The 25,096-nt window shown below is 56.7% G+C and carries 14 protein-coding genes, 1 rRNA gene, 1 pseudogene and 1 riboswitch; of the genes and pseudogenes, 13 read left to right on the top strand and 3 right to left on the bottom strand.

The window, feature by feature from the left end:
- Window positions 1–22: 22 nt before the first annotated feature.
- The 3 genes and pseudogenes from PV433_RS32235 to PV433_RS32225 form a co-directional block, all read right to left on the bottom strand.
- On the bottom strand, window positions 23–4,564 hold the full coding sequence (locus PV433_RS32235; RefSeq protein WP_332076062.1) for a glutamate synthase-related protein: 4,542 nt from the start codon (window positions 4,562–4,564) through the stop codon (window positions 23–25).
- An 844-nt stretch (window positions 4,565–5,408) separates the two neighbouring features.
- On the bottom strand, window positions 5,409–6,740 hold the full coding sequence (locus PV433_RS32230) for a glutamate-1-semialdehyde 2,1-aminomutase (protein ID WP_442951603.1): 1,332 nt from the start codon (window positions 6,738–6,740) through the stop codon (window positions 5,409–5,411).
- Window positions 6,741–7,642: 902 nt separating this feature from the next.
- Window positions 7,643–8,632 (bottom strand): annotated as a pseudogene (locus PV433_RS32225) (LCP family protein); the annotation flags it as partial.
- A 301-nt stretch (window positions 8,633–8,933) separates the two neighbouring features.
- Here PV433_RS32225 and PV433_RS32220 point away from each other — a divergent pair.
- The 13 genes from PV433_RS32220 to PV433_RS32160 all read left to right on the top strand — a co-directional run.
- On the top strand, window positions 8,934–10,151 hold the full coding sequence (locus PV433_RS32220) for an ABC transporter ATP-binding protein (protein ID WP_332076061.1): 1,218 nt from the start codon (window positions 8,934–8,936) through the stop codon (window positions 10,149–10,151).
- A 31-nt stretch (window positions 10,152–10,182) separates the two neighbouring features.
- Window positions 10,183–10,938 (top strand): ABC transporter permease, encoded by a 756-nt coding sequence (locus PV433_RS32215; protein WP_332076218.1) that lies wholly within the window; start codon window positions 10,183–10,185, stop codon window positions 10,936–10,938.
- A gap of 4 nt (window positions 10,939–10,942) precedes the next feature.
- Window positions 10,943–11,728: an ABC transporter permease gene (locus tag PV433_RS32210; RefSeq protein ID WP_332076060.1), complete on the top strand. Its 786-nt coding sequence runs from the start codon at window positions 10,943–10,945 to the stop codon at window positions 11,726–11,728.
- A gap of 87 nt (window positions 11,729–11,815) precedes the next feature.
- Window positions 11,816–12,286, top strand: a complete 471-nt coding sequence (bcp, locus tag PV433_RS32205) for a thioredoxin-dependent thiol peroxidase (RefSeq protein WP_332076059.1) — start codon at window positions 11,816–11,818, stop codon at window positions 12,284–12,286.
- Between the two features lie 624 nt (window positions 12,287–12,910).
- Window positions 12,911–14,398 (top strand): polysaccharide deacetylase, encoded by a 1,488-nt coding sequence (locus PV433_RS32200; protein WP_332076058.1) that lies wholly within the window; start codon window positions 12,911–12,913, stop codon window positions 14,396–14,398.
- Between the two features lie 70 nt (window positions 14,399–14,468).
- Entirely contained in the window at window positions 14,469–15,461 is a 993-nt protein-coding gene (locus PV433_RS32195; protein WP_332076057.1) for an AAA family ATPase, read from the top strand.
- Window positions 15,458–16,678 (top strand): DUF58 domain-containing protein, encoded by a 1,221-nt coding sequence (locus PV433_RS32190; protein WP_332076056.1) that lies wholly within the window; start codon window positions 15,458–15,460, stop codon window positions 16,676–16,678. Before PV433_RS32195 ends, PV433_RS32190 begins: the two co-directional genes overlap by 4 nt.
- Window positions 16,665–19,124 carry a DUF4129 domain-containing transglutaminase family protein gene (locus PV433_RS32185; RefSeq protein WP_332076055.1) on the top strand — a complete coding sequence of 820 codons (2,460 nt, stop codon included), beginning with the start codon at window positions 16,665–16,667 and terminating at the stop codon, window positions 19,122–19,124. The genes PV433_RS32190 and PV433_RS32185 overlap by 14 nt, the downstream gene beginning before the upstream one ends.
- Before the next feature lie 286 nt (window positions 19,125–19,410).
- Window positions 19,411–20,949 (top strand): glutamine-hydrolyzing GMP synthase, encoded by a 1,539-nt coding sequence (gene guaA / locus PV433_RS32180; protein WP_332076054.1) that lies wholly within the window; start codon window positions 19,411–19,413, stop codon window positions 20,947–20,949.
- A 406-nt stretch (window positions 20,950–21,355) separates the two neighbouring features.
- Window positions 21,356–21,487 (top strand): hypothetical protein, encoded by a 132-nt coding sequence (locus tag PV433_RS32175; protein ID WP_332076053.1) that lies wholly within the window; start codon window positions 21,356–21,358, stop codon window positions 21,485–21,487.
- Between the two features lie 215 nt (window positions 21,488–21,702).
- Window positions 21,703–22,749, top strand: a complete 1,047-nt coding sequence (locus tag PV433_RS32170; RefSeq protein ID WP_332076052.1) for a LacI family DNA-binding transcriptional regulator — start codon at window positions 21,703–21,705, stop codon at window positions 22,747–22,749.
- Window positions 22,750–22,878: 129 nt separating this feature from the next.
- Window positions 22,879–22,979, top strand: a riboswitch (purine riboswitch).
- A gap of 182 nt (window positions 22,980–23,161) precedes the next feature.
- Window positions 23,162–24,541, top strand: coding sequence for an NCS2 family permease (locus tag PV433_RS32165; protein ID WP_332076051.1), 1,380 nt, complete (start codon window positions 23,162–23,164; stop codon window positions 24,539–24,541).
- 431 nt (window positions 24,542–24,972) lie between these two features.
- A 16S ribosomal RNA gene (locus PV433_RS32160) occupies window positions 24,973–25,096 on the top strand; the annotation flags it as partial.

Here is a 25,096-nt window from a genome sequence, read left to right as displayed (position 1 = left end):
ATTGAGCCCCGTCTTGCGAAAATTATTCCGTCGCTACCGACTGATCGGCCTGCATGCCGACCGGCGAGATGCGAACGAAGTTCGCGTCCAGGTCGCCCAGCAGCGCTTCGATGCGCGCAGCCGCTTCCGTCTGTCCGGAGACTTGCAGCTCTTCGCGGTAAGCGGCGAGCAGCCCGGTCAGATCGGCGCGGCTTTGCGTGCCGAGCGGCTGAATACTGACCTTCGCGCCTTTGGCAATGCGGCGCTCGATTGCTTGTGTATCGAGGCCCATCTCCGGCACGAGACGCTGGTAGATGACGCCGCCGGTCATGCCGGCGCAGATCCATGGACCCGGATCGCCCATCACGACAGCGCGGCCGTTCGTCATATACTCGAACGCGAAGCCTTTCAAGTTCGCGCGGCTCGCGATCGAACCGAGCGCGTCTTGCAGCGGCTGGGTCACTTCGCCGCCGAAGATGACGTCGGCGCCCGACAGCCGGATGCAGGCACGGGAGTCCGCGCCGCCCTGTACGATAAACAATCCTTTCTGCGCGCCGTAGCAGAACGATTTGCCGACAGAGCCGTCGATCCGCACTCCATTTTTACCAGGTGCTTTCAGGATGGCGACTTTGCCGCCGAACGACATTTTGCCGACGCCGTCCTCGGCTCCGCCGTGTACGGTAATGTTCACGCCGCGGGCGTTGAAGGCGGCGAGGCCGTTGCCCGGCACCGAGCCGTCAGCGAGCGTAAGCGACACTTCCGGCAGGCTGTCGTAGCTGCCGTCGAATCGGTCGCGGACGCGATGGCTGGAGAAGCGGCTGCCGATAATACGCGATTCCGCGTCGATCTTCGACCATCTGCGCTCCACAGCCCGGTCGAACGCGAGTACGTCGGGATAAAACTCTTGGCCTTCCGCGCCTGCGGCAATCCGGATATCGGACGATACGGCCGCAGCCGCTTCCGCCTGAGCGTCAGCCGCTTGCAGGAACGACAGCGGAGCCGGACGAAGCAGGTCGGACAGATCGATCCGGTCCAGATGGTCGACCTGCTTCAGCAGGTCGGAGCGGCCTACGAGCTCCTGCAGGCTGGTATAGCCGAGCTTCGCCACGATCTCGCGAATCTCGTCGCCGAACTGGCCGAACAGACGAACAAGCGAATCGACGGCCAGATCGAACTGGCGCGGTACGAAGCGGCGAAGTCCTTTTTCCTCGGCTTCCTCCATATGATCGATTTGCGTGGCGATCCCGACATGGCACGTATCGAGGTGACAGCCGCGGCAGGTCGTACAACCGATGGCAAGCATCGCGATCGTTCCGAAGCCAACCCGGTTCGCGCCGAGCAGCACCTGCTTCACGACGTCCGAACCGGACTTCATGCCGCCGTCGGACCACAGCTCCACTTTGTGGCGGAGGCCCGCTTCGATCAGGGCGACGTGAGCGAGCTTCGTCCCGATCTCGGTAGGCAGCCCGACGTGTGTCAGCGAGTGAATCCGCGCCGCACCCGTGCCGCCGTCGAAGCCGGACAAAGTAATAACGTCCGCGCCGGCTTTGGCGACGCCTACGGCAATCGTGCCGATTCCCGGAACGATCGGTACTTTGACGATGATTTGCGCCTTGCGGCCGCTTGCTTCCTTCAGCTCGGAGATCAGCTGCGCCAGATCCTCGATCGAATAAATGTCATGGTTGTTCGATGGCGAGATCAGGTCGGAGCCGATCGTCGCATTACGGGCTGCGGCGATTTTGGCGGTAACCTTGGAGCCCGGCAGATGGCCGCCTTCGCCCGGCTTCGCGCCTTGGCCGATCTTGATCTCGAGGAACGCCACGGCGTTCGCCAGCTCGACGTTGACGCCGAAACGTCCGGACGCGACCTGGGCCCCGCGGGTCCGCTTGTAGCGGCCGAGCATGTCTTTGATCTCTCCGCCTTCACCATTCATCGTCACCATGTTAAGACGCTCGCCGGCTTCCGCATAAGCGCGGAACGCCGTTTCGTTCTGCGAGCCGAACGACATGGAGGAGATGAGCATCGGCAGACTGTGCTTGCCGACCGAAATATCGACTTGGGACGGATCGACCGGCTTGCGCCCCGACTTTTCATAATCGAATTCGGCGACGTGACGGATCGATATCGGATTTTTCTTTTCTTCCTCATACAGCTTGTCGCGGTATTCGCTGTAAGGCGCTTCGCCCGATGCGGCGTCGCCGAGCGCTTTCCACATCCGCTGGAAGAAACGGAAGTTTTTCCCCGCTTTCGCCTTCGGATTGTGATAATCCGTCCAGCGGGCTTCGGCGTCCTTCTCCAGTTCGGCATACCCGGTGCCCGCTTGTTCGCTGCCTAAATAATTGACGATATCAAGCACTTCCGCCAGCTCCGGCTTTAATCCGATCGAGGAGAAGAATCGGGTATACCCGCGCAGCTCGTGCGTTCCGATCGTGGAGATTACTTTCTCCAGCCCTTTTTGCAAGGTCAGCAGCACTTTGCGGGCTGCAGCGGCACCGTCTTTGACAGCGGCCGTCTCGAACAGGATGTAAGGAGAGACGATTTCCGCGCCCAGACCGCAGGCCAGCGCAATATCGTGCAGGTTGCGGATCGAAGCGGAACGGACCGCAATCGAAGCGCGGCGGCGCAGATTGTCGCCGGACCCGAGCTTGACGGCGCGAAGCGCGACGTCGATCCTGGAGATAGCCAGATGCGGGTCCATCCACAGGTTGTCGTCCTGATGCACGGCCGCGTCGTCGAGCAGCACGAGGACCGCGCCGTTTTGGACGGCGTCGACGGCATCCAGCGCAAGCTGGTTCAGAGCGCCCTGAAGCGACGATCCGCGCTTGAACGACAGCGATAAGCTCGCCACCGCGTGTTCGCCCTGTTTCCGGCATTCCGCCATAATTTGCTCCAGCGACATATGGCCGATCTCTTCCAGCGAACCGATCCCGTTCTCGCCTTCGAGCACCATCGGCGCCATAATCTCAAACCGCGTCTCGCTGCCCGGCTGTCCATAGACGGAAGGACGGCGTCCGATGATCACGCGGGTGGAGAAATGCTCCTGCTCGCGGTCGCGGTCGATCGCCGGATTCGTGACGACGGCGACGCTCTCTTTAATAAAATCGGGAATGTTCTGACGTTCCCAATGAATAGCCGCGTGCGGAGCGTCGTGTCCGAGCGAACGGATCGGCTCGGCGCCCGTTTGCGACATCGATTCAATCATCTGGATGCCGTCGCGGTCCCAGCCGAACGCGCTGTACACATTATCGGCAGCAGCAACTTTAGGGAACCGCTCGACCGCTGCATCCGTCTTGCCGAAAGACAAGTGGCCGCCCATTCCTTGCAGGTCGATGCGGGACTTCGTCCGTTCCAGCACGAGGGTTTGCAGCTCGCCGTAAGGGACGACGCGAACCGGCTGTCCTGGGGTCAGCACGACGCCGATTTTCTCTCCCGGTGCGGTAGGCTTCGGCTCGGCGACCATTTCGTCAACCGTGATGATGCCTTGCTCGGAGGAGAAATAAAGCGACGTCTCGCTTTCGACCATCCATACCGGACGGAGCCCGAGAGCGTCTACGCTGAATACGCACTCGTTGCCGTAGCGCGATACGATACCTGCCGGTCCTTGGGCATAGTGACCCCAGATCTGGCGATAATACATATACAAGTCCTGCAATTCCGGACGGAACAGCTTGATTTCATTATGAATCGGCGGGAAGACAAGCTCCATCGCTTCGAACAGGCTCATCCCGAACCGGTGAATAAACGTCTCGATCACCCGGTTCATATCCTGCGAATCGCTTCCGCCGTCGACGAGCGGTACGCCGATCATGTCGGCTTCGTAGCGCATTTTCTTCACCGTATTGATTTCACCGTTATGGCCGAGCAGGGAGAAGGGCTGTACCCGGAAAAAGCTCGACAGCGTGTTCGTCGAATACCGGTTGTGACCTATCGTCACTTGAGCCGCGAACAACGGATCTTGCGTGTCCTTGAAATATTTGGGCAAAATGCTCGCCGCGCCCATCACTTTGTAAGCGGCTGTCACGTTGCTGAGCGAAGCTACGTGCACCGTGAAGCGGGCTTCGATCGCCGCATGCAGCTCGAACAGGTGGTCGGCTGCCACTACGCCTTCTTGCTCGCACAGGGCGGCTACCTGCCAGAAGCACGGCTCGTCGAGGCGTCCGTTACGGCCCAGCACGCTGCTGTCCGTCTGCGCTTCCTGTTCGATCAGAATCCGGATGCCGCGCTCCGCGAACATCGAACGGATCGTTTCCTGAATGTCCGCTACGGATTGATCCAGCTTGCGCGGAATGAAGATATGCGCGATCGAGAAGTTCGGGTCTTCGGCCAATTGTCGGGACAAGCCGGCGTCTTCCAGACGTTTCGCCCAGAGCGCCCGCGGGATGTCGGTCAAAATGCCGCAGCCGTCGCCTTCGCCGTCGATAAACCCGGAGCGGTGCTCCATCTTGACGAGCGCATCGATCGTTTTCTGAATATTGTCACGGGACGGGTGTCCGTCTTTTTCGATAATACAAATAATGCCGCAGCTGTCGTGCTCGGTCGTTAACAGGTCTTGAAAACGACCCTCGTTGATCATGGATGTATGCATATTGTAATTTCAGCCGGTACTTCGAGGGAGCCTAAAAAAACCTTCACCGGCCTACTGACCTCCTTAATTGGGTTAAAGAACCTCGCCAGACGACAAAGAAACGTACGCTTCTTCGGTTACGTCATGTCCTAAGTCCTGTTGTGCATCAGTCACTGCTGTCGTGTCGGATTATAGGTCGCCGGTTTTCGGTTAAGGGGTTGTAGGTTTTTAATGGGTTTAAGGTTTTGGTTTTTGGTTTCAGATGGAATAAAGGTTGTTTTATGGGATTAATTGGGTTTTTGGTTTAGAGTTGTTGGTTTAAGGGTTATAGGTTTTTTAGTTTTTGGTTTAGGGTTATTGGTTTTTGGTTTTTGGGTTTTGTTTGGGTTATTGGTTTTTGGTTTCAATGGTTTTAGGTTGTATTAGTTTATAAATGGGTAACAGGTGTTGTGACAAACAGGGTTAACGTTGAAAAAAATATTTCGGCCGTGAGTGTACAACGTTTTGCCGTCCATGAGGACGGGCCGGTTCGGCATCCGGTACAAAGGTTCTCGGGGACGGGTGGGCTGCTTCCAACGGCCGTTTCGAAGCGGGACCGCCCGGTGAGACGAAGGGACCGGATGACCTCACCTCTTTGGCCCGGATGGGCCGGATAGCGAAGAAATCATCCTATCAAAAAACTACACTAAGAATCATAACACGAATTTTGCGATACTTCAAGTAAATGTCAATTATTTTCAGAAAACATCAGTCTCCTAGAACGATATGGAAGTGTGCGCGTTAGTCGGATAAACCTTCACAAAAAATACACGAACATAGAATGAGATCGTCTCATTGAATGTTCGTGTATGTGGACAAAGTTATTTTATTTCATAGCGGCAAAAGCGCGGTCGGCCGCTTCGATGGTAGCGTCGATATCCGCTTCCGTATGGGCGGTCGTCAAAAACCAGGCTTCGTATTTCGAAGGGGCGAGACAGATGCCTTGATTCAACATCAGCCGGAAAAACAAGGCGAATTGTTCTCCGTCCGTCTGCTGCGCATCCTCGTAATTGCGGACCGGATGATCGCAGAAATGAGTGGAGAAGGCGCCGCCGATCCGGTTAATCGTCAGCGGTATGCCGTGCCTGCGGGCGCCGTCTGCGATACCGCCGGCCAGCTTCTCCGACAAGGCGCTCATACGCTCGTATACGCCCGGCTGACGAAGCGTCTCCAGGCAGGCGATGCCGGCGGCGATGGAGGCGGGGTTGCCTGCCATCGTCCCTGCTTGATAGGCGGGGCCAAGCGGAGCGACCCGCTCCATAATGTCGCGGCGTCCGCCGTAAGCGCCGATCGGCAGGCCGCCGCCGATAATTTTGCCCATGGCGGTCAGGTCGGGCTCGATTGCGGCGTGATCCGGGAAGTGTCCCCCCGCATACGTCTGGGCCGCTCCGTAATGCAGCCGGAAGGCGACGATCACTTCGTCATAAATGACGAGAGCTCCGTGAGCCCGCGTCAGCCTGCACAAGCCTTCCAGGAAGCCGGGCTCCGGCATAACCATCCCGAAATTGCCGACGATCGGCTCCACCATAACGGCGGCCACTTCGTCGCCCCAGCGTTCAAGCGCCGCCTCCAGCGCCGGCAGGTCGTTATATGGAACGGTGATGACTTCCTTCGCGATGCTGACCGGAATGCCGGCGCTGTCCGGTATGCCGAGAGTCGAAGGGCCGGAGCCCGCGGCGACGAGTACGAGATCCGAATGGCCGTGATAGCAGCCGGCGAATTTAATGATTTTGTCCCGTCCGGTGTACGCCCGGGCGACGCGGACTGTGGTCATGACCGCCTCCGTCCCCGAGTTGACGAAGCGGACTTTGTCCAGAGACGGAACCGCTTCTTTCAGCATCCGGGCGAACGTAATCTCCAGTTCGGTCGGAGTGCCGTACAACGTGCCGTTTGCAGCCGCTGTACAGATCGCCTCGGTTACATGAGGATGCGCATGTCCGAGGATGATCGGACCGTAAGCGGCCAAATAATCGATGTAACGGTTGCCGTCGACGTCCCAGAAGTAAGCTCCTTGCGCCCGTTCCATAAAGACGGGTGCTCCGCCTCCCACCGCCTTGAACGATCGGGAAGGACTGTTTACCCCGCCGACGATATGTCGTTGTGCCTCTTCGTACAGTTGTAAGGATTGTTTCCGGTCTGGTTGCTGGATCATACTCATTTGCAATATCATCTCCTGTATGAATTCAAACCGAATTTGCTGCAGAGCCGTAAGGAGGGAGTGGCTGCTCTTCTGAATTGCGTTTTGGATGGAAGCAGGTGTGGATCTTTCGGGAATCATCTTGCTGCAGTCTCATTGTACCTGTTGCCCAACAAAAAATCACTACAGCCGTTGCCGGCTGTAGTGAGTGTTATTGCCATTCGTCAAGTAAACTTCAAAATAGAACGGTTCCAAAGCCTCTAAGAGCTGGTGCCTGCGGAACTGCCGGACGATCCCCCGGTTGTGCCGCCGTTTGTCGACGAGCTGCCCGTAGAACCGTTCGTACCGCTGCCGGTTCCTTGGGACGGCTTCTGCGGAATGCCGTTGCCGGTACCGTCGGGAATGATTGTAATATCGATCGGTTTTTCCGGTTTCGTGCCGCTTGTTCCTGCCGATCCGGACGTACTTCCAGTTCCGGTGGAACTGCCGGTTCCGGTTCCGCTGCCATTCCCTGTTGTCGTTCCGCCGCCGTTCGCTCCGCTTGGCGTACTGCCTGCCGTGCTGCCTGAGCCGGTCTTGCCTTCCCCGGCGTCCGGCTTATTGCCCGTGCCCGGCGTGCCTGTGGAGTCGTCCGGCTTTTTGGCGCCGTTCGTAGTGCCGGAGCCTGCCGTTCCGGTGTCGGGCTTCACCGCGGATGAACCGGAGGTGCTGCCGGACGCGGTACCCGGCTTCGTGCTTCCGGTGCTGCTCGGCGGTTTGGTGGAGCTTGTCCCGGTCTTCGTCCCGCCGGACGTCGCGCCCGAGCTGGAGCCGGACTTGTCGCTGCCGCCTGCGGTTACGCCGCTGCTGCTTGACGAAGATCCGCTTCTTGCGGGAGTGCCGCCGCCGTTCGAACCCGAGGCTGAGCCCGATCCGTTCCGCTCCGGCTCCGTTCCTTCCGTTTCGGTATCGTCGGAAGAAGAGGTGCGCTCCAGCTGGTTTTTGACGAACTGATGCAGCTTCTGCTTGTTGACTGTAATAACGGAAGCGCCCCCGACATTGTCCTCCTGCAGCAGGTTCAGCGGAGGGATTTGCTGGCTGTTGATGCCTTGGGCTTTGACTTCAAATCCGAGCGAACCGAGCTTGATCATATCGGTAATGGATATGTTGGTCGTGATGTAAGGATCGATTTTGTTCAAAATGCTCGGCAGACGCAAGATCGATGATGTCGTCTGAAGCTCCTCGGCGACGGCCGTCATGAATTTGCGCTGGCGTTCGGTCCGCGAGTAGTCGGACATCGCGTCATGACGGAAGCGCACGTACTGGAGGGCGGTTTTGCCGTCCATATGCTGAAGCCCTTTCTTCAAATTAATGTCGAATTCGGGCTCTTCCGAGTCGCGGTATTTCATATCCTTCTCGACTTCGAGCTCGATGCCGCCGATGGCGTCTACGAGCGCCATAAAGCCCTGGAAGTCGGTGTAAACGTAATATTGGATGGACAGGCCGAGCAAGTCGCCTACCGTCTTCATCGCCAGATTCGGACCGCCGTAAGCGAGAGCGGCGTTGATCCTATCGTCGCCATGTCCGGGTATTTTCACGTAAGTATCGCGAAGGATGGAGAATAAATTCGCTTTTTTGGTTACCGGATCGACGGAGACGACCATGATCGTATCGGATCGGGGCACCTCGTTTTTGGAAAGCCCGCGGGCATCGGCTCCGAGCAGCAAAATGTTGACCCGCTCCTTGCCCTCCCATTTTGGCGGAGCCTCTTCCTTCTGGCTCGTCGGTTGAGGTTTGAACTGAGAGAAAAGCGGATCATCCTGCTTTTCCTGAATATGATTGCCGAATTGGTATAAAGAATATCCATAATAGCCGACGACGCATAGGATGACCGCCGTAAGGGACAACGCGATCCATTTCACCTTTCTCCACATGCTTCCAACTCCTTTAGACCCGGTTCGACTTTTCCTTCTGGCGCTGTTTTCGTGTATCATAAAATTCGGGATCGTTCAACAAAATTAATGTATCCAAAACGTGCGGCAATATCATCAAGCGCCTATTCCATTATACGTGCCGGGGAATAACCGTCGCAACCCCGAGCCTTGACGGATGCGGAATTTCAATGGGCCGGCCGGCAACCAGCAGCCAAAAGTTGGCTTGGCATCAACGGAATCGGGGCCCGGGCACGTTGGCGGAGCTTGTCGTTTGCACTCGTTTCATGTAGGAGGAATCATTATGACAGACGCGTCTATTGCGATAAAAGTTCAAAATCTGCGCAAACAATTTCGCGTTCAGAAAAACCGGGAAGGACTAAAAGGCGCCCTTCGCGACCTGTTCAAGCGCGAATACACGGAGGTTGCCGCCGTCAAGGATATCAGCTTCACCATTCCGAAAGGGGAAATATGCGGCTATATCGGCGAGAACGGGGCGGGCAAATCGACCACGATCAAAATGCTGACAGGCATACTCGTTCCGACCTCCGGCGATCTCGAGGTGGGCGGGTATGTCCCGTACAAGGAGCGGGAGAAATTCGTCCGGCGGATCGGCGTCGTATTCGGCCAGCGAAGCCAGCTGTGGTGGGATATCGGCGTTATCGAGTCGTTCCAACTGCTGCGCAAAGTATACCGGGTGCCCGAAGTCGAATACCGGCAGCGGCTCGGCGAATTGACGGACCGGCTGCAGCTTGGCGATCTGCTTCATCGCCCCGTTCGCAAGCTGAGTCTGGGGCAGCGGATGCGCTGTGAGCTGGCGGCTTCCCTGCTGCACAACCCGGATATTTTGTTTCTGGACGAGCCGACGATCGGACTCGATATTGTCGTGAAGACGGAAATTCGCGAATTTCTCAAACAGATGAACCGTCAGTACGGTACGACGATATTGCTTACGACGCATGACCTGCAGGATATTGAAGCTTTATGTACGCGCGTCATTATGCTGGACGACGGCAATATTATTTATGACGGCAACCTCGACGAGCTGAAGACGCGTTGGGGCAAAGGCCGGGAAATTACGTTCCGCCTGCACGAGCCGGTCTCGCTGGATACGCTGAACGGATTGACCGAAGGGCTCGGCGTTACGTGGAGCAAAGAAAACGAGCTGGCGGCTAGCGTATGGGTGCCGTTCGAAGCGGCCCCTGTATCGGTGGTGCTCAGCCGGGTAGTCGGAGCGGTCGAAGTCGGGGATGTGAGTATCCTCGAGCCGAACACGGACGATATCGTACGGGAGATTTACAAGTCCGGCTCTGCGGAAGCGCGGAGCGAATCGCCGGCGCACGGGCGGTCCGGGCCGGACCCGGACAAGCGGGATGGGAACGGCGAATCCGGCGGCGGGGAAGAGCCGGGAGCAGGTGCCGGGCCGGCGTCTGACGCTGCGAACGGCGGCGGAGACAGTGACGGCGCAGAGCCGCAGACAGCCGTTCCGGCAGGGGCGAAGGGAGCGGGCCGTCTTGCTTAACACGTATGCATACGTCATCCGGATCCGCTTCATGATGATGCTGGCTTATCGCGTGAACTATTACAGCGGAATCCTTATTTATGCGCTGAATATCGGAGCGTACTACTTCTTATGGAAAGCGATCTACGGCTCCAGCGAGACGCTGGGCGGCATGACCGTGACTCAGATGACGACTTACGTCGCGGTTTCGTGGATGGCGCGGGCGTTTTATTTCAACAATCTGGATCGCGAGATCGCTACCGAAATTAGGGACGGAAGCGTCGCGGTCCAATTTATCCGGCCCTATAACTATCTGGTCGTCAAAATGATGCAGGGCTTCGGAGAGGGCTTGTTCCGCCTGCTGCTGTTTTCGGTGCCGGGCATGATCATCGCTTCGCTGCTGTTCCCCGTCCAGCTTCCCAAGGAACCGGCCGTTTGGGCCGTGTTTATGATCATGATGTTTTTCAGCTTTTTGATTAATTCGCAGATTAATATGCTGACCGGACTGTTCGCCTTTTTCGTGGAAAACAACGAAGGCATGATGCGGATGAAGCGGGTTGCGGTCGATCTGTTCTCCGGTCTGATTATTCCGGTATCGCTGTTCCCCGGTTTTATGGCCAGGGTGCTGGAATGGCTTCCGTTTCAGGCGATAACGTATTTGCCGGGATCGGTATTTACCGGCCGCGTCACCGGAGCCGCCGTGTACCAAGCGATGTTCGTGCAGTTCGTCTGGTTTGCGGTCTTAATTGTTCCGATCTGGTGGATGTGGCGGAAAGCGCGCGGCCGGCTGTTTGTCCAAGGGGGGTGAAGGGATGTTTTACGCTTCGTTATTTATCGATTATTTCAAAGATTATTTGAAACGGCGGCTGACCTACCGGTCGGACTTTCTGATCGAGATCGTGTCGGACTTGCTGTTTCAAGGGATGAACCTCATTTTCATTCTCGTCGTATTCCTTCATACCCCGCTGCTGGGCGGCTGGTCTCAAGAGCAGGTTGTGTTTATATACGGATATTTTATGGTGCCGTACGGGATATTCAGCTGTTTCTTCAACTTGTGGGGGTTTACCGAGCGGTATATCGTAAAGGGTGAGATGGACCGTATTCTGACGCGTCCCGCCTATAATTTATGGCAGATTGTACTGGAAAATCTCGATCCCGCCTCATTGTCCGGTACTGTCGTCGGTTTGTTCATTATGGGGTATGCGGGGGCGCAGTTGGACTTGTCCATCGCTTGGTACGATCCGATTATGTTCGTGCTGTTTACAGCCGGGGCGATTATGATTTACGGGGGAGTGTACATCTCGCTGACGTCGGTCTCGTTTTTCTCGGACGCGCCGACGGGCATTTTGCCGCTGATGTGGAACATTCAGAACTACGGAAGGTATCCGGTCAATATTTATAACAAAACGATCAAGTTCGTGCTGACGTTCGTCACCCCGTTCGCTTTCGTCGGCTTTTATCCGGCGGCTTATTTCCTGGACCGGGAAGGCTGGGGCTGGATCGCGCTGTGGACGCCTGTCGTCGGCATCGTATTTTTGACGATCGGCTTATCGCTATGGAATTTCGGCGTGAAACGGTATCGGGGAGCCGGATCTTGAGCCGCGGAAAAGCCAGAGGCTTCGAATCTGCGAAGACGGGTTCGAATCGGGTCGGGATTAAAAAGAAAGTAGAGAGAGGGATCGGAGATGTCGCTTTTACAAATCGGACAACCGGCGCCGGACTTCAAGCTTCCGGCCTCGACCGGCAAATCTATATCGCTGAGCCAATTCGCCGGCAAAAAAGTCGTGCTGTTTTTTTACCCCCAGGACATGACCCCCACCTGCACGGCGGAAGCGTGCGAATTCCGCGACGGGATTGGCAAGTTCCGCAGACACGGCGCGGTTGTGCTGGGCATTAGCCCGGACCCTGTGAATCGTCATTTGAAGTTTGCGGAGCAATATGGCCTGCCTTATCCGCTGCTGGCCGACGAGGAGCTGGAAGCGTGCAAGCTGTACGACGTATGGAAGCTGAAGAAGCTGTATGGCCGCGAATATATGGGAGTGCAGCGTTCGACGTTCCTGATCGACCGGGAAGGCAAGCTGGCCCGCGAATGGCGCAACGTGCGGATCAAGGGGCATGTGGAAGCGGTGCTGGCGGCGGTGAAAGGGCTGGAGTAGATGGAAGGTAGTAGGGTGAGCTTGCTGATGTCGGATCGAAAGACCGGGAGAATGCGTCCAGTTCGATTAACAGCGTGAATCATGAACGGGGTAGATCTTTTCTGCGGTCTAGGTCGGCTAAGGGCAGGCGAGAAGCGCTACTCACAGCGCTGCCCAACCTGAACCAAACTTGTGGTTATATAAGTTGAACTAAATATCATCTATGAATAAGCTGAATGTAGTGGAGAAAAGAAATTAGCTTGAAAGCGAGTTTTGGCTTTGAGTGTCAACCGTCCGAAGGCCAATCCAATCCGAGACACTTAAAACAAGATGTCTGAAGCTTCAAGCAATTTTTTTCGCAATGAAATGGACTTCAAACAATAGTTCAACTTATATAGTTTGTAGAGGAGTCCGGATTGCGGCCGGATAACTCTTTTTTGTCGGAAGTAGGAGATTCGCTTGAGGCGAGTCTCTTTTTTTGTATGCGCAAAGGGGGCCGCTTCATCTTGAAACAGGCTATTGATAAAGACGTCTCCATAAAGTGTTACTTCGCATCCGATCTGCCCCAGGTCATACTCCCGCCGTTTCTACCATATACTCTAGCATCGCGAAAAATCGCAATAGGCATGTACGGAGGGGACCGGGATGGAGAGACGGATGTTGGCGGACGGGAAGCATTTTGGCTGGAAAACGGTACTGCAATGGATGGGGCTGCTGCTGACGGTCTCGCTGCTTGCGCTGCCGCTGCTTGAAGTCCGCGCTTCGGCGGAAGATTCGGCTCCATCCGACTCGGAGAAAGCGGTATACAACCGGCTGAAGGCCGGACAGAGGCAGGCTGCAGAGCGGGAATATGCAACCCCGGAGCGGCCTACCGTTTATTTAACATTTGATGACGGTCCGAGCGCCCATACGCCGGAAGTTCTCGATATTTTACAGCAGGAACAGGTGAGTGCAACGTTTTTCGTGCTTGGCGAATCGGCCAAGGCAAGACCGGAGCTGGTGAAGCGGATCGTACAGGACGGGCATGCGATCGGCAACCATACCTACAACCACGTGTACGCCGATTTGTACGGAAGCTTTGGCACGTTCTGGGATCAGGTCCGGCAGACGGATGCGGTGCTGGAGGAGAAGGCGGGGGTGAGCACGCGCCTGCTGCGGGCTCCGGGAGGCACGAGCACGAATTTTGACGCTGCCTACTTTTACGTATTGGAGCAGGCGGGCTACCATATCTTCGATTGGAACGTGGACAGCGGCGATTCGCGGCGTAAAGGGGTGCCGGCTTCCGATATCGTGGCCAATTCCACGAATGTAACGTTACGGCACGAGATGACCGTCCTGCTCCATGACGGGTCCGGACACGCCGAGACGGTGAAGGCACTTCCGGCGATTATCCGCTATTACAAAGAGAAAGGCTACTCGTTCGCATCGCTTTCGCCCGAGGTGAAGCCGGTTCAGTTCGCGGTCAGCAAGCCGAAGTGGAACCGGAGCGGCGGTACCTTTGCCGAGTATAACGGTTGGATCGCTGCTGCGAAGGAACGGTCGGCCGTCTGGCCGGATCAGGAGGAGCGGAATGCCCGGCAAGCGTTGGCGCACGCTGAAGAGGAGGCGGAAAAAAGCGTCGTGCTTTCCGTTGCCGGAGCGAACGCAACGTCTGAGCAGGCGGCTCCGCCGCTGACGCTCCGGATCGGGACGTCTATGCTCTCTTTGGAAGGAAACGACTACTCGCTTCAGTCCGACCGGTTGTACGTTCCGCTGCGGGCGCTTGTGGAATCATCCGGAGGCCTTGTCGAATGGGAAGCGGACAGCCGCAAAGCGACCGCCCGGTATGGTAGGTACCAGGTCGTCTATGATTTGCCGGATCGGTCCGTCACCGTTATCGCTCCCGGCAAAGAGCCGAGAAAGCTGGTGCTGCCCGGTATGCAATTAAAGGATAACCGGCTGATCGTCCCGCTTCGCTCCGCGGTCGAGCTGCTGGGCGGAGAAGTGAGCGATTATTCGTTTCTGGCGGACAGCCGCGAGGTAACGGTGAACATGCAGGGCGGATACGGGTTGGCAGCGGCGCCGAAGCATCTGGACCTGGAGTGGCGGAACTTTATCTATTTGGCGGACGGACCGAAATCTCCGAAATTTTAATAGAAGCAAGTCTAAATTGGTAGAACGAAGGGAAAACTGAAACTATCGATAAGATAGGGAGGTTTTCCACATGCAGCTAGGACGCGGCGCTCCTTCGCCGTTCGATCGGCCCCACCCCTTCATAGAGCGGATCGTCCATCAAGTAGAGAAGGCGATCGTCGGCAAGCGCGAAAGCATCGAAGCGGTTGTCATCGCCTTTTTGTGCGGAGGACATATATTGCTCGAGGATGTGCCGGGAGTCGGCAAGACGATGCTCGTCCGCGCGATGGCCAAGACGGTGGGAGCTTCGTTTAAACGGATTCAATGCACGCCCGACCTGCTTCCGTCCGATGTGACCGGCGTGTCGGTATACAACCAGCGGAGCGGGGAGTTTGAATTTCGCCCCGGACCAGTGATGGCGAACGTAGTTCTGGCCGATGAGATGAACCGCGCGTCTCCGAAGACACAGTCCGCTTTGCTTGAAGCGATGGAAGAAAAACAGCTGACGGTCGACGGTGAAACTTGCCTGCTGCCGGACCCGTTTATGCTGCTCGCTACGCAAAATCCGGTGGAGCACGAAGGGACGTATCCGCTGCCGGAAGCTCAACTGGACCGGTTTCTGCTGAAGATCAGGCTGGGTTACCCGGAGGAACGGCACGAGGTGGAGCTGCTCGGACGGCTGCAGGAGCGTCATCCCCTGGATGAGGTCAAGGCGGTGCTGCTGGTCGAGGAGTGGATTCGGCTTCAACAGGAAGTCCGGCAAATTCTCGTAGACGAGACGCTGAAGCAGTACATCGTCCGGCTGACGTCCGCTACCCGCACGCATCCCGACGTGGCGCTAGGCGCCAGCCCCCGGGCGTCGTATGCGCTGATGCGCGCCGCGCAGGCGAAGGCGTTCTGCAACGGGCGTTCTTATGCGGTGCCGGACGACATCAAGGCTATGGCGCTGCCCGTCATCGCTCACCGGCTCGCGCTTCAGCCGGACGCCCGTTATACGGGCAAAACGGCGGATACTATCGTCAGACAGCTGATCGCAACGATTCCCGTTCCGACGGTTCAGGCGGCTTCGGGGAGGACGTCATGAGAAGCTGGAGCTGGGGGAATTTTGCGGCCGTAGCCGGGCTATGCTTAGGTTCTTACGGATTATATGCATGGAGAGGCGGCTACTCCTCTTCCTTCCTCCTGTATGGAACGGCGGCGCTGCTAATCCTGGCGCTGCTGCCCGTAAGTCTCGGAATGAGAGGACTGCGGGTGGAGCGGACTATCGAGCAGAGCCGTTATTTTGCCGGAGAAGACGTTCCAGTGACGGTTACGATTCGCCGGGGGACCGTCTTTCCGGCCGGTTGGATCATAGTGACCGACGTGTGGACGGACGGAAGGGAGGAATACCGCCACAGCCGGCTGCTGTTTCCCGGCTTTCGCGGTATTGTTCGTTATCGGTACAAGCTGAGCCGTGCCGCTCGAGGGCAGTACCGGTTTTTCCGCACGGACGTTCATGCCGGGGATTGGATCGGACTGCTTCGCAGGCGTCTTTCTTTTGCAGGGGAGACCGGGATTGCGGTTTATCCGAAGCCGCTACATCTGGATCAATACGGCAAAAGGACGTTCGCAGAATCGGACAACCCGGTTGCGCTGCCGTGGATGAAGCCGAGCCAATCGGCGGTGATGACCGGCATACGCGGATATGCCCCCGGGGACCCGCAACGGACGATTCATTGGAAGGCGACCGCCCGCATCGGGTCATTGATGACGAAATCATCCGATCCTACGGATTCCGGCCGTCTACTGGTCGTATTGGACCGTTCCTCTGACGTCTATGTAGGAAAAGAAGGTGACGAACGGTTCGAAGCTTGTGTCCGGGTGGCTGCGGGCTTGGCGGAGCAGGCTGTGCGGCAGCGCCTGCAGATCGGTTTGTATGCGGGCCGTCATCCGGATCAGGCGTTTCCCCTGGCTCTTACACCGGGGCTGGCGGGCATGTATGAGCTGTTGAGCCGGGTTAAGGCGGACGGTTCCGGCTCGGCGGCGGACCTGATATTGCAGGAAGCGATGAGCTGGCCTGCGGAGTGCCCGGTTGCTCTCGTCACCGCGGCAGCGGACGAATCGGTCGTCCGTGCAGCGCGCATATTGCGTACGTGCCGGCGCAGACTCGACGTATGGCTTGTCCATACCGGCACGGAGATACCGGACCGTTACCGCCCATGGGTACAGGAGCTGGAGACGGCCGGGTGCCGCGTATACGCCGTAGCCCTGGTGCGTTCGCATTGGCGCGAAGCGGGAGGTGCCGAAGATGTCATCGCCTGAACGGTCGTATATTCGCGAAGGCGTTGCTTCGGTGCTGTTGTTTGCGCTGTTGCTCGAATGGCTGCGTCCTTTACTGGACATGTCGGAATGGAGCGGCGTGTACCGACTCAGTCCGTTTTTGCTGGCGTTCGGTTTGTTTCTGGCCGTCGATTGGCTGCGGCTGTCCCCTTGGATCGGATGGCCGCTTAGAATGATCGTCTGTGTCGGCATCGTCGGTTTTTTGTTTGACAGTCCCGGGTTTCCAGGGGTGGGGTGGCTGATCCACCATGCGGGGCTGACGATGCAGGATGCGGCGGCGCTTGCGGACGGGGAATTTGCCTATTTCAGTCCGGAAAACCGGACGATGCTGTTTCTGATCGGCTGGTCGATGATGATCAGCGTCATATATGCCTCGGTCGTGGAGCGGCAGCAGGTGTTGTGGTTCGTGGCCGCTACGCTGCTGTATCTGCTTGGGCTCCAGCTGTGGCCCGGCGTGAATACGGCCAATGCGGTTATCCGCACCGTTTGGTTCGGCTTTTTGCTGATGGGGCTGCTGCAGTTTTCCCGGCTGGTCAGCCGATTCGAGCTGCGGCATCGTCCGAGCGGCTGGCCTGCGCGCTGGCTGGCGGTCGTTCCGCTGCTGCTTGCGGCTGTCGTGGCAGTCGGCTTATGGCTTCCGCCGGAGTCAAGCACCGGCGTCATGAAGCCGCTGGATTCCAGCGGTCTGGCCGACCGACTCGCCTCTTGGGCGAATGGCGGAACCGGAGCGGCTGCTTCCGTGGCGGCCGGGACATCCGGACCGGCCAGAACCGGATACGGCGAAGACGACTCGGTTCTGGGAGGACCGGTACGCCCGGACGACTCGGTCGCTTTTTATGCCCGGACGGAGAAGCTGACTTATTGGCGGGGAGAGGCCAAGACGCTGTATACGGGCCAAGGCTGGGAGAAGGGAGCAGCGGCTTCGGAAGCGGCAGCTGCACCGGCAGCGGCCAGCGGATGGAGGGAAGCTCCGATCGTGCAGGAAGTGACGCTTGTCGATGCGGCGCTCGCCGGGCGGTTGTTCGCCGGAGGGACGATCATCGAGATCGAGCGGCTTGTGGCCCGGAGCGGGCGCAATCTCGCTCCCTTGGATGTGATTGAGGGGGGCGGCGCCTATACAACCGCTTCGTCCACCTCAGATCCTTTGTTGTCATACCGGGTGAAGGTGGCGGTGCCTCCGAAGGGCGGCGGGACGTCCGACACTGTTGCTGTTCGTGCCACAGTTCCGGATAACAGCTGGACTTTGACCATGGCGCCTTCCGAGGCATGGACGGTAACCGCGGCCGTTCATCAGCCTGCGGAGCTGGCGCCGATCCAGGCGGTCCCGGAACCGGCTGCAGCGGAGGCGGCGGACGGCGAGGCTGATGCCGCAGCAGAGAGCGCCAGGCGATCCGAGCCGCTGCCGGACCGGGAGACGTTCCGCGCGGAGCTGCAGCTGCCGCCGGGGCTGCCGGCTCGGGTATACGCGCTTGCCGATGCGCTCACAGCCGGCCTGACCGGCGATGCGGAGCGGGCGCAGGCGATAGAGTCGTTTTTGCAGGAAAATTATACGTACCGGATGGACGTTCCGGAGCTGCCGAAGACGGCGGCAGATTTTGCGGATACGTTTTTGTTCGAGACGAAGGAAGGCTATTGCGACTACTTCTCAACCTCGATGGCCGTGCTGCTCCGAGCGGCGGGCATTCCGGCGCGATGGGTGAAAGGATTTACGTCCGGTCAGGTGACCGGAACCGGAGCGGGCGGGATGCTGGACGTTACAGTGCTGAACCGGAACGCCCACTCGTGGGTCGAAGCGTATATCCCGGGCAGCGGATGGACCGTGTTCGACCCGACGCCGGCCGGTCCCGACTCGGCCCCGACAGAGAACGGAGCCGCCGTCCAGGCGTCCGCTCTGCCATCAGCGGCGGTTGCCGCCGATGGCGATGCGCCGCTGCTGCAGCGGCTGCAGCAGCGGATGGCCGAAGCCGGACAATGGCTGTCCGGCTTCGGGAGACAGGGCGCCGGCGGCAGCGATAGGCTTTCCGCCGGCATGAAATGGACCGCGGCAGCGCTGATCGCGCTTCTGCTACCGCTGCTGATTATACTCGTCCGGATCGTCCGGCGGAGCCCGTCGATCCGGAACGGCCCGGGTTACCCTTCCGCGGGTGCCTATACGAGCAGAAGAGCGTCCTCCTACCGGCCGTTCGACAAGCTGTGGATCAGGCTGTTCGGCCGGCTCGGACGCAAGAAGCCGGAGCACACCGTCCGCGAATACGTCGAATCGCTGCCGCTGTCCGAGGTTGGACAACGCGAAGCGCTGCTCGATTTCGTGAAGCGGTACGAAGCGGTCCGCTACGGAGCCGCCCCGGTTCCGCGGACGACCGCGCGCGGCTTGAAGGAACTATGGCGGCGAATTACGCGCGGGAGGGATAGCCGACCAAATGAATAGATTACGGTCGCACATCGGAGATCTGATCATATCCGGTTTTGCCGGCTCGATGTGCTGACGAAATGGACTTCCTCGATTATTAGATGAAATTGATCATCTGGTAATTGGAGGGAGTCTTTTTATTAAGCTTCCACACCCCTCGATCTCATTAAGGATTGCCCGGTTGTTTGAGCTGCTCATATTTGGCAAACTGCAATATTGCTTTTTGAACAAGCTCTTATATATAATTAACTCTAAATGAAAACGAATGAAAACGAAAAGCGTTAACGCTTTTGAGGGGGCCTATATGAGCAAGCCGAGTGAAATGATCGTCGTGCTGGACTTCGGAGGACAATACAATCAGCTTATCGCGCGCCGTATTCGCGATATGGGCGTTTACAGCGAGCTTCTGCCTTACAACACAACGGTGGAGAAAATCCGCGAGCTGTCGCCGAAAGGAATCGTGTTCTCCGGCGGACCGGCCAGCGTGTACGAGGAAAACTCGCCGAAGGTCGATCCGGGCATCTATGAGCTGGGACTTCCGATTCTGGGGATCTGTTACGGCATGCAGCTGATGGCGTTCCAACTGAACGGCAAGGTGGACAAATCGACGAAGCGGGAGTATGGCAAAGCCGATGTCGAATTCCAGGCAAGCAGCAGCCTGATCAAAGGGCTGGAGAGCAAGCAAACCGTCTGGATGAGCCACGGGGACCACGTCTCCGCGCTTCCTGAAGGATTCGTTGTGGATGCGAGCACGGAGCACGCTCCGGTTGCGGCGATGAGCCATCCGGACAAAAAGTTTTTTGCCGTCCAGTTCCATCCCGAAGTGCGTCATTCCGTCTATGGCAACGAGATGATCCGCAACTTCCTGTTTGACGTGTGCGGCTGCGAAGGCAACTGGAGCATGGAGACGTTTATTGAAGATACGATCCGCGAAATCCGGGACCAGGTCGGCGACAGCAAAGTGCTGTGCGCGCTGAGCGGCGGCGTCGATTCGTCTGTTGTAGCCATTTTGCTTCACAAGGCGATCGGGCCGCAGCTGACTTGCATGTTCATCGACCACGGACTGCTCCGCAAAGGGGAAGCCGAAGGCGTTATGGAGACGTTCGTCGGCAAGTTCGATATGAAAGTCGTCAAGATCGACGCGCGCGACCGGTTTATGTCTAAGCTGAAAGGCGTAGACGATCCGGAGCAGAAGCGTAAAATTATCGGCAACGAGTTTATTTATGTGTTCCAGGAAGAGTCGGCGAAGTTTGACGACTTCGAATTTTTGGCTCAAGGAACGCTGTATACAGATATTATCGAAAGCGGCACAGCTACGGCGCAAACGATCAAGTCGCACCACAACGTCGGGGGCTTGCCGGAAGACATCAAGTTCAAGCTGGTCGAGCCGCTCAAAGCGTTGTTCAAGGACGAAGTCCGCAAAGTAGGCGAGGAGTGCGGCCTGCCGGAGGCAATCGTATGGCGCCAGCCGTTCCCGGGACCGGGGCTCGCGATCCGCGTGCTCGGCGAAGTGACCGAGGAGAAGCTGCACATCGTCCGCGAATCCGATGCCATCCTGCGCGATGAAATCGCTAAGGCGGGACTCGATCGCGAGATCTGGCAATATTTCACGGCATTGCCGAATATGAAAAGCGTTGGCGTCATGGGTGACGGCCGTACGTATTCGCACACCGTCGGCATCCGCGCCGTCACGTCCATCGACGGCATGACCGCCGACTGGGCGCGCATCCCGTGGGATGTGCTTGAGAAAATCAGCGTGCGGATCGTCAACGAAGTCGAGAACGTCAACCGCGTCGTGTACGACATTACGTCCAAGCCTCCCGCTACGATCGAGTGGGAGTAAGAAGGCGAAATTAAGCCGCTGGAGCGATAAGCTTCGGCGGTTTTCTTTTTTGTGTTCAGATTGTTGAAGTGCTAGGGGGCATTTCTCTTTTCGAGTTCGCGAGGGTCGCAGGCCGTTCTTCGTGGGCGGACGGTGGCCGGCCGTTCGAACCTTCTGCCATGCTTCAAGCAGAGGAGGAACCGAATAGGAGCGGTTTGTGAGGCTGTCGATTCATTGTGTAGCAGGGCCGTAAAGTAAAGGAAATCGGTCGGGAGCTCGGTTGGCTCGAGAGAGAGGTTGATCCCGATTATCCGGAACGAGAGCTGGAGAGCAGATTAAAAGGAGCGAAAGCGGTTATCGCCGACGGACAAAAGCTGCTGCTCCACTATAAGAAAGTAACGATCCGCAGTACGAAGCCTTCCTTCAATTGAACGCATACAAGTCGGAACGGCTAGCCCAGTTGGAGAAAGAGGCTGAGGAGCAGTCCAAGGCAATCCCGGAGCTTCTGAAGGAGCTGGAGGAACTGATGAAATTAACCGAATTGGAGCTGGTTGCCTAGCGACACACGAAAGGACACACAAGAGGCCGTTTCAAAAACGTACGTATAGGAGCTGCCGGACCGGCGGCTTTTTCTTTTGTTTACGGATCAGCGAACTTGCGAGTTTTGCCGCTGCAAAGTATGCGTATGTTTGACACAGGATTTAGGATGCGAAATTAGCCGGATTCGTTTATAGTAAGAGGGGATCGACCGATTCGGAGAAAGGGTGTTACCGTTTGAGGGTCACGGTTAAAGATATAGCGAAAATTGCCGGAGTGACGCAGCCTACCGTGTCGAAGGCGCTGAACAACGAACCGGGTGTCAGTGAGCAAACAAGAATGCGTATTCTTACGATCGCTAAGGAATTGAACTACGTCCCCAATCTCGCGGCAAAACGGCTGGTACAGCGCAAGTCGGACTGCATCGGACTGGTATGGCCAAGTGCGGGCGGGCTGTTTCATTTTCGCCTCTCGCAAGAGATCCAGAAGGAAGTAACGAGGCGGGGGTATACGTTTCTGATCTCGGTAGCCGACCCTGCGGTAGCCGTGCATACGTTTAACGACCACTTCGTTGACCGCATCTTGTTCTGGGAAGGTCCGGGATGGGTGCCCAGTCTCGATTTTATAAAGGAGAAGGAAACGTTTCAGGGGAAAATGGTTGTAATGGGCGGCGCCAAACTGGAGGGAGCTCACCGGATTCAGATCGATCGGCAGAGAGGCTTCTATAAAGCGATGAAGCATCTGGCCGAGCTGGGGCACCGCAAAGTGTCGTATATCGGATATTTGAACGACAAATACTCCGGATTCATGCAAGGTATGGTAGAATTCCGCATGGAGCATCACCCGGATTACTTCATTCGCCGTGATGAGCGAAGCGGATTGGAGTCGGAGGCGGAACTGCTCGCCATGCTGACCCGGCCCAAGGAAGAACGGGTGACGGCGATTATCGTGGACAGTCAGGGCACGTTATTCCGGGTGCAAAGGTGTTTCCGTCAGCTCGGGATTCGGATACCGGAGGACATGTCTTTGATTTCGTACGATAATATACCGGAGATGACGACGCTGCTGGAAGTGCCTTTAACCGTTATTGGTCCAAGCATCGAGCATATGGTAAGGACCGCGCTCGATATGCTGATTGGCGATGGCGATACCCGCCATCCGGTCAAAGGCAGCGAGGCCGAGCAAGAGCAGTTGAACGAAGATGGGACTTTCGTCTGGCAGGACGTCGTGGTGGAGCCCGAGCTTGTGATTCGTCAGTCGACGCAGCCGGTTGCGGGTACGTGACCGGATGGAAAGGGCCTGAAATCCGATGCAAATACAATGAAAACGCATACTTCCCGAACGAAGTTGCAAATATTCAAATTCAATGTTCGGATTTGTATTGACAACGTTCGACAGTACGCATTAGAATATGTTTGAATAACATACTGTTTTCGTATAATCTCAAGAATTGGCTTGAGAGTTTCTACGAGGTCACCGTAAATGATCTGGCTACGAAACAGGGAAGCAAAGCAGGATGGCCGCGACCTTTCGCACCGGACCGGTCATGGATGCATAACGCTTCCCTGGGAGTGGAAACCTAGACATTGAGCCTGGAGCCGTCTAAGGTTTTTTTGTTTTTCCGCTACCGCGCGGCACTCCCGACGGGCGTTTTTGTTATTCCAAGTAAATATTATTTAGGAGGAATAGTAAAAAAATGGATCGTTATTTTAGGTTGAAGGAGAACGGGACCACGGTCCGAACCGAGATTATCGCCGGTTTGACCACTTTCATGACGATGGCTTACATTCTATTCGTCAACACGCTGTTCTTGGGTGAAAATGGTGCGGGAATTCCGAACGAAGGCGTCTTCTTCGCTACGGCGGTCGGCGCGGGATTGGTTACGCTTGCGATGGGGCTGTTCGTCAACATTCCGGTGGCGCTCGCTCCGGGGATGGGCTTGAACGCTTACTTCATGACAGTCGTATTGACTTCTAACGGTGCAATTACTTGGCAAACCGCGCTGGGCGCCGTATTCCTGTCGGGTATTGTATTTATCATTTTGACCGTTACTAAAGTGCGTCAAATGCTCCTCAGAGCCGTTCCGCACAACCTGAAAATTGCTATTACGGTCGGGATCGGGCTGTTCATTACGATTATCGGGGCGAAACTGGCCAACATTATGATGGTCAGCGTAAATCCGGGCACCGACGTGAATGCGACACCGGTATTGAACTCGAACCAGTTTAATATCGTGATGGGCGATTTTATACATAATAAAGATACGGGCCTTGCGCTCATTGCGTTGATCCTGATTGCCGTTCTTATGGTTTTGCGGGTAAAAGGCGCGCTGCTGATCGGTATCGTCGCAGCGACCATTATCGGGATTCCGATGGGCGTAACGAACGTAAGCGGCCTGTCCGGCGCGAGCTGGCTGCCGTCCTTCGACAACCTGGCCGTAGGCAAGCTCGATATTATGGGAGCTTTCGGTGTAGGGATTATCGAGATCATCCTGATCTTTACGTTCGTTGAATTGTTCGATACGTTCGGCACGCTGGTTGGTACGGCGAGCCGCGCGGGGATTTTGAAGGATAAAGAAAAAGGCGAGAAGAAAGTCGGTAAAGCGATGCTCGTAGACGCTGCAGGTGTAAGTACAGGCGCGTTGCTGGGAACAAGCACGATTACGGCATATGTGGAAAGCGCGAGCGGTGTCGCTGAAGGCGGACGTACCGGTCTGACCGCTGTAACTACAGGCGTATTGTTCATTCTGGCGTTGTTTATCGCTCCGCTTGCCCTGATCGTTCCGTCCGCCGCTACGGCTCCGGCGCTGATTATCGTCGGCGTACTGATGATGTCGCAAGTGAAAGAGATCGAGTGGGACAATTTCTTCGAAGCTTTCCCTGCGTTCTTGACGATCGTTATGATGCCGTTCACGAACAGCATCGCCAACGGGATTTCGTTCGGTGTCGTTTCCTACACGCTGCTTGCCATTATCAGCAATCTCGTTTTCCCGAAAAGACGGGTTCCGGTTCACTGGCTGCTGTGGGTCATCAGCATATTGATCGTCATTCGTTATATGTTCCTCGGGGTACACTAATTGTATATAAGCGAGAGGCGCCGGCTGCGTGTCGGCGTTTCTTTTTTGTTTGGAACGGTCCTTGTTGAATCAGTTATAAAAAAAGTTCAATTTTTTGTTTGCATATCGTGGCGAAATTTGTTATATTAAAACTCGCCGCTTCAAACGGCAGCGATTCGGTAAAAAATGCAAGCAAAAAAAGACTTGCAATGATAACCCCGGATGTGGTACATTAAGAAAGTCGCCGCTTGAAACCTTGTCTTAAAGGGAACAACACAGCGGCAAGCAAGACAAGCTTTTGCTCCTTGAAAACTGAACAACGAGCGTGCAAGTGATGATCTCGCAAGAGATCAAAACAAGTCGAGTAATCGACACAAGTCAGTACGTTTGAGCAATCAGCTCTAAAATAAAGAGAAGCTTCTCGTGAGTGAAATCGGAGAAGCGACTCAACCTTATTGGAGAGTTTGATCCTGGCTCAGGACGAACGCTGGCGGCGTGCCTAATACATGCAAGTCGAGCGAGTCCTTCGGGGCTAGCGGCGGACGGGTGAGTAACACGTAGGCAACCTGCCTGTAA

This window comes from Paenibacillus sp. GYB004 (genome assembly GCF_036577605.1).
Classification (GTDB): Bacteria; Bacillota; Bacilli; order Paenibacillales; family NBRC-103111; genus Paenibacillus_AB; species Paenibacillus_AB oceani.
This window is presented reverse-complemented; position numbering and strand designations above follow the sequence as displayed.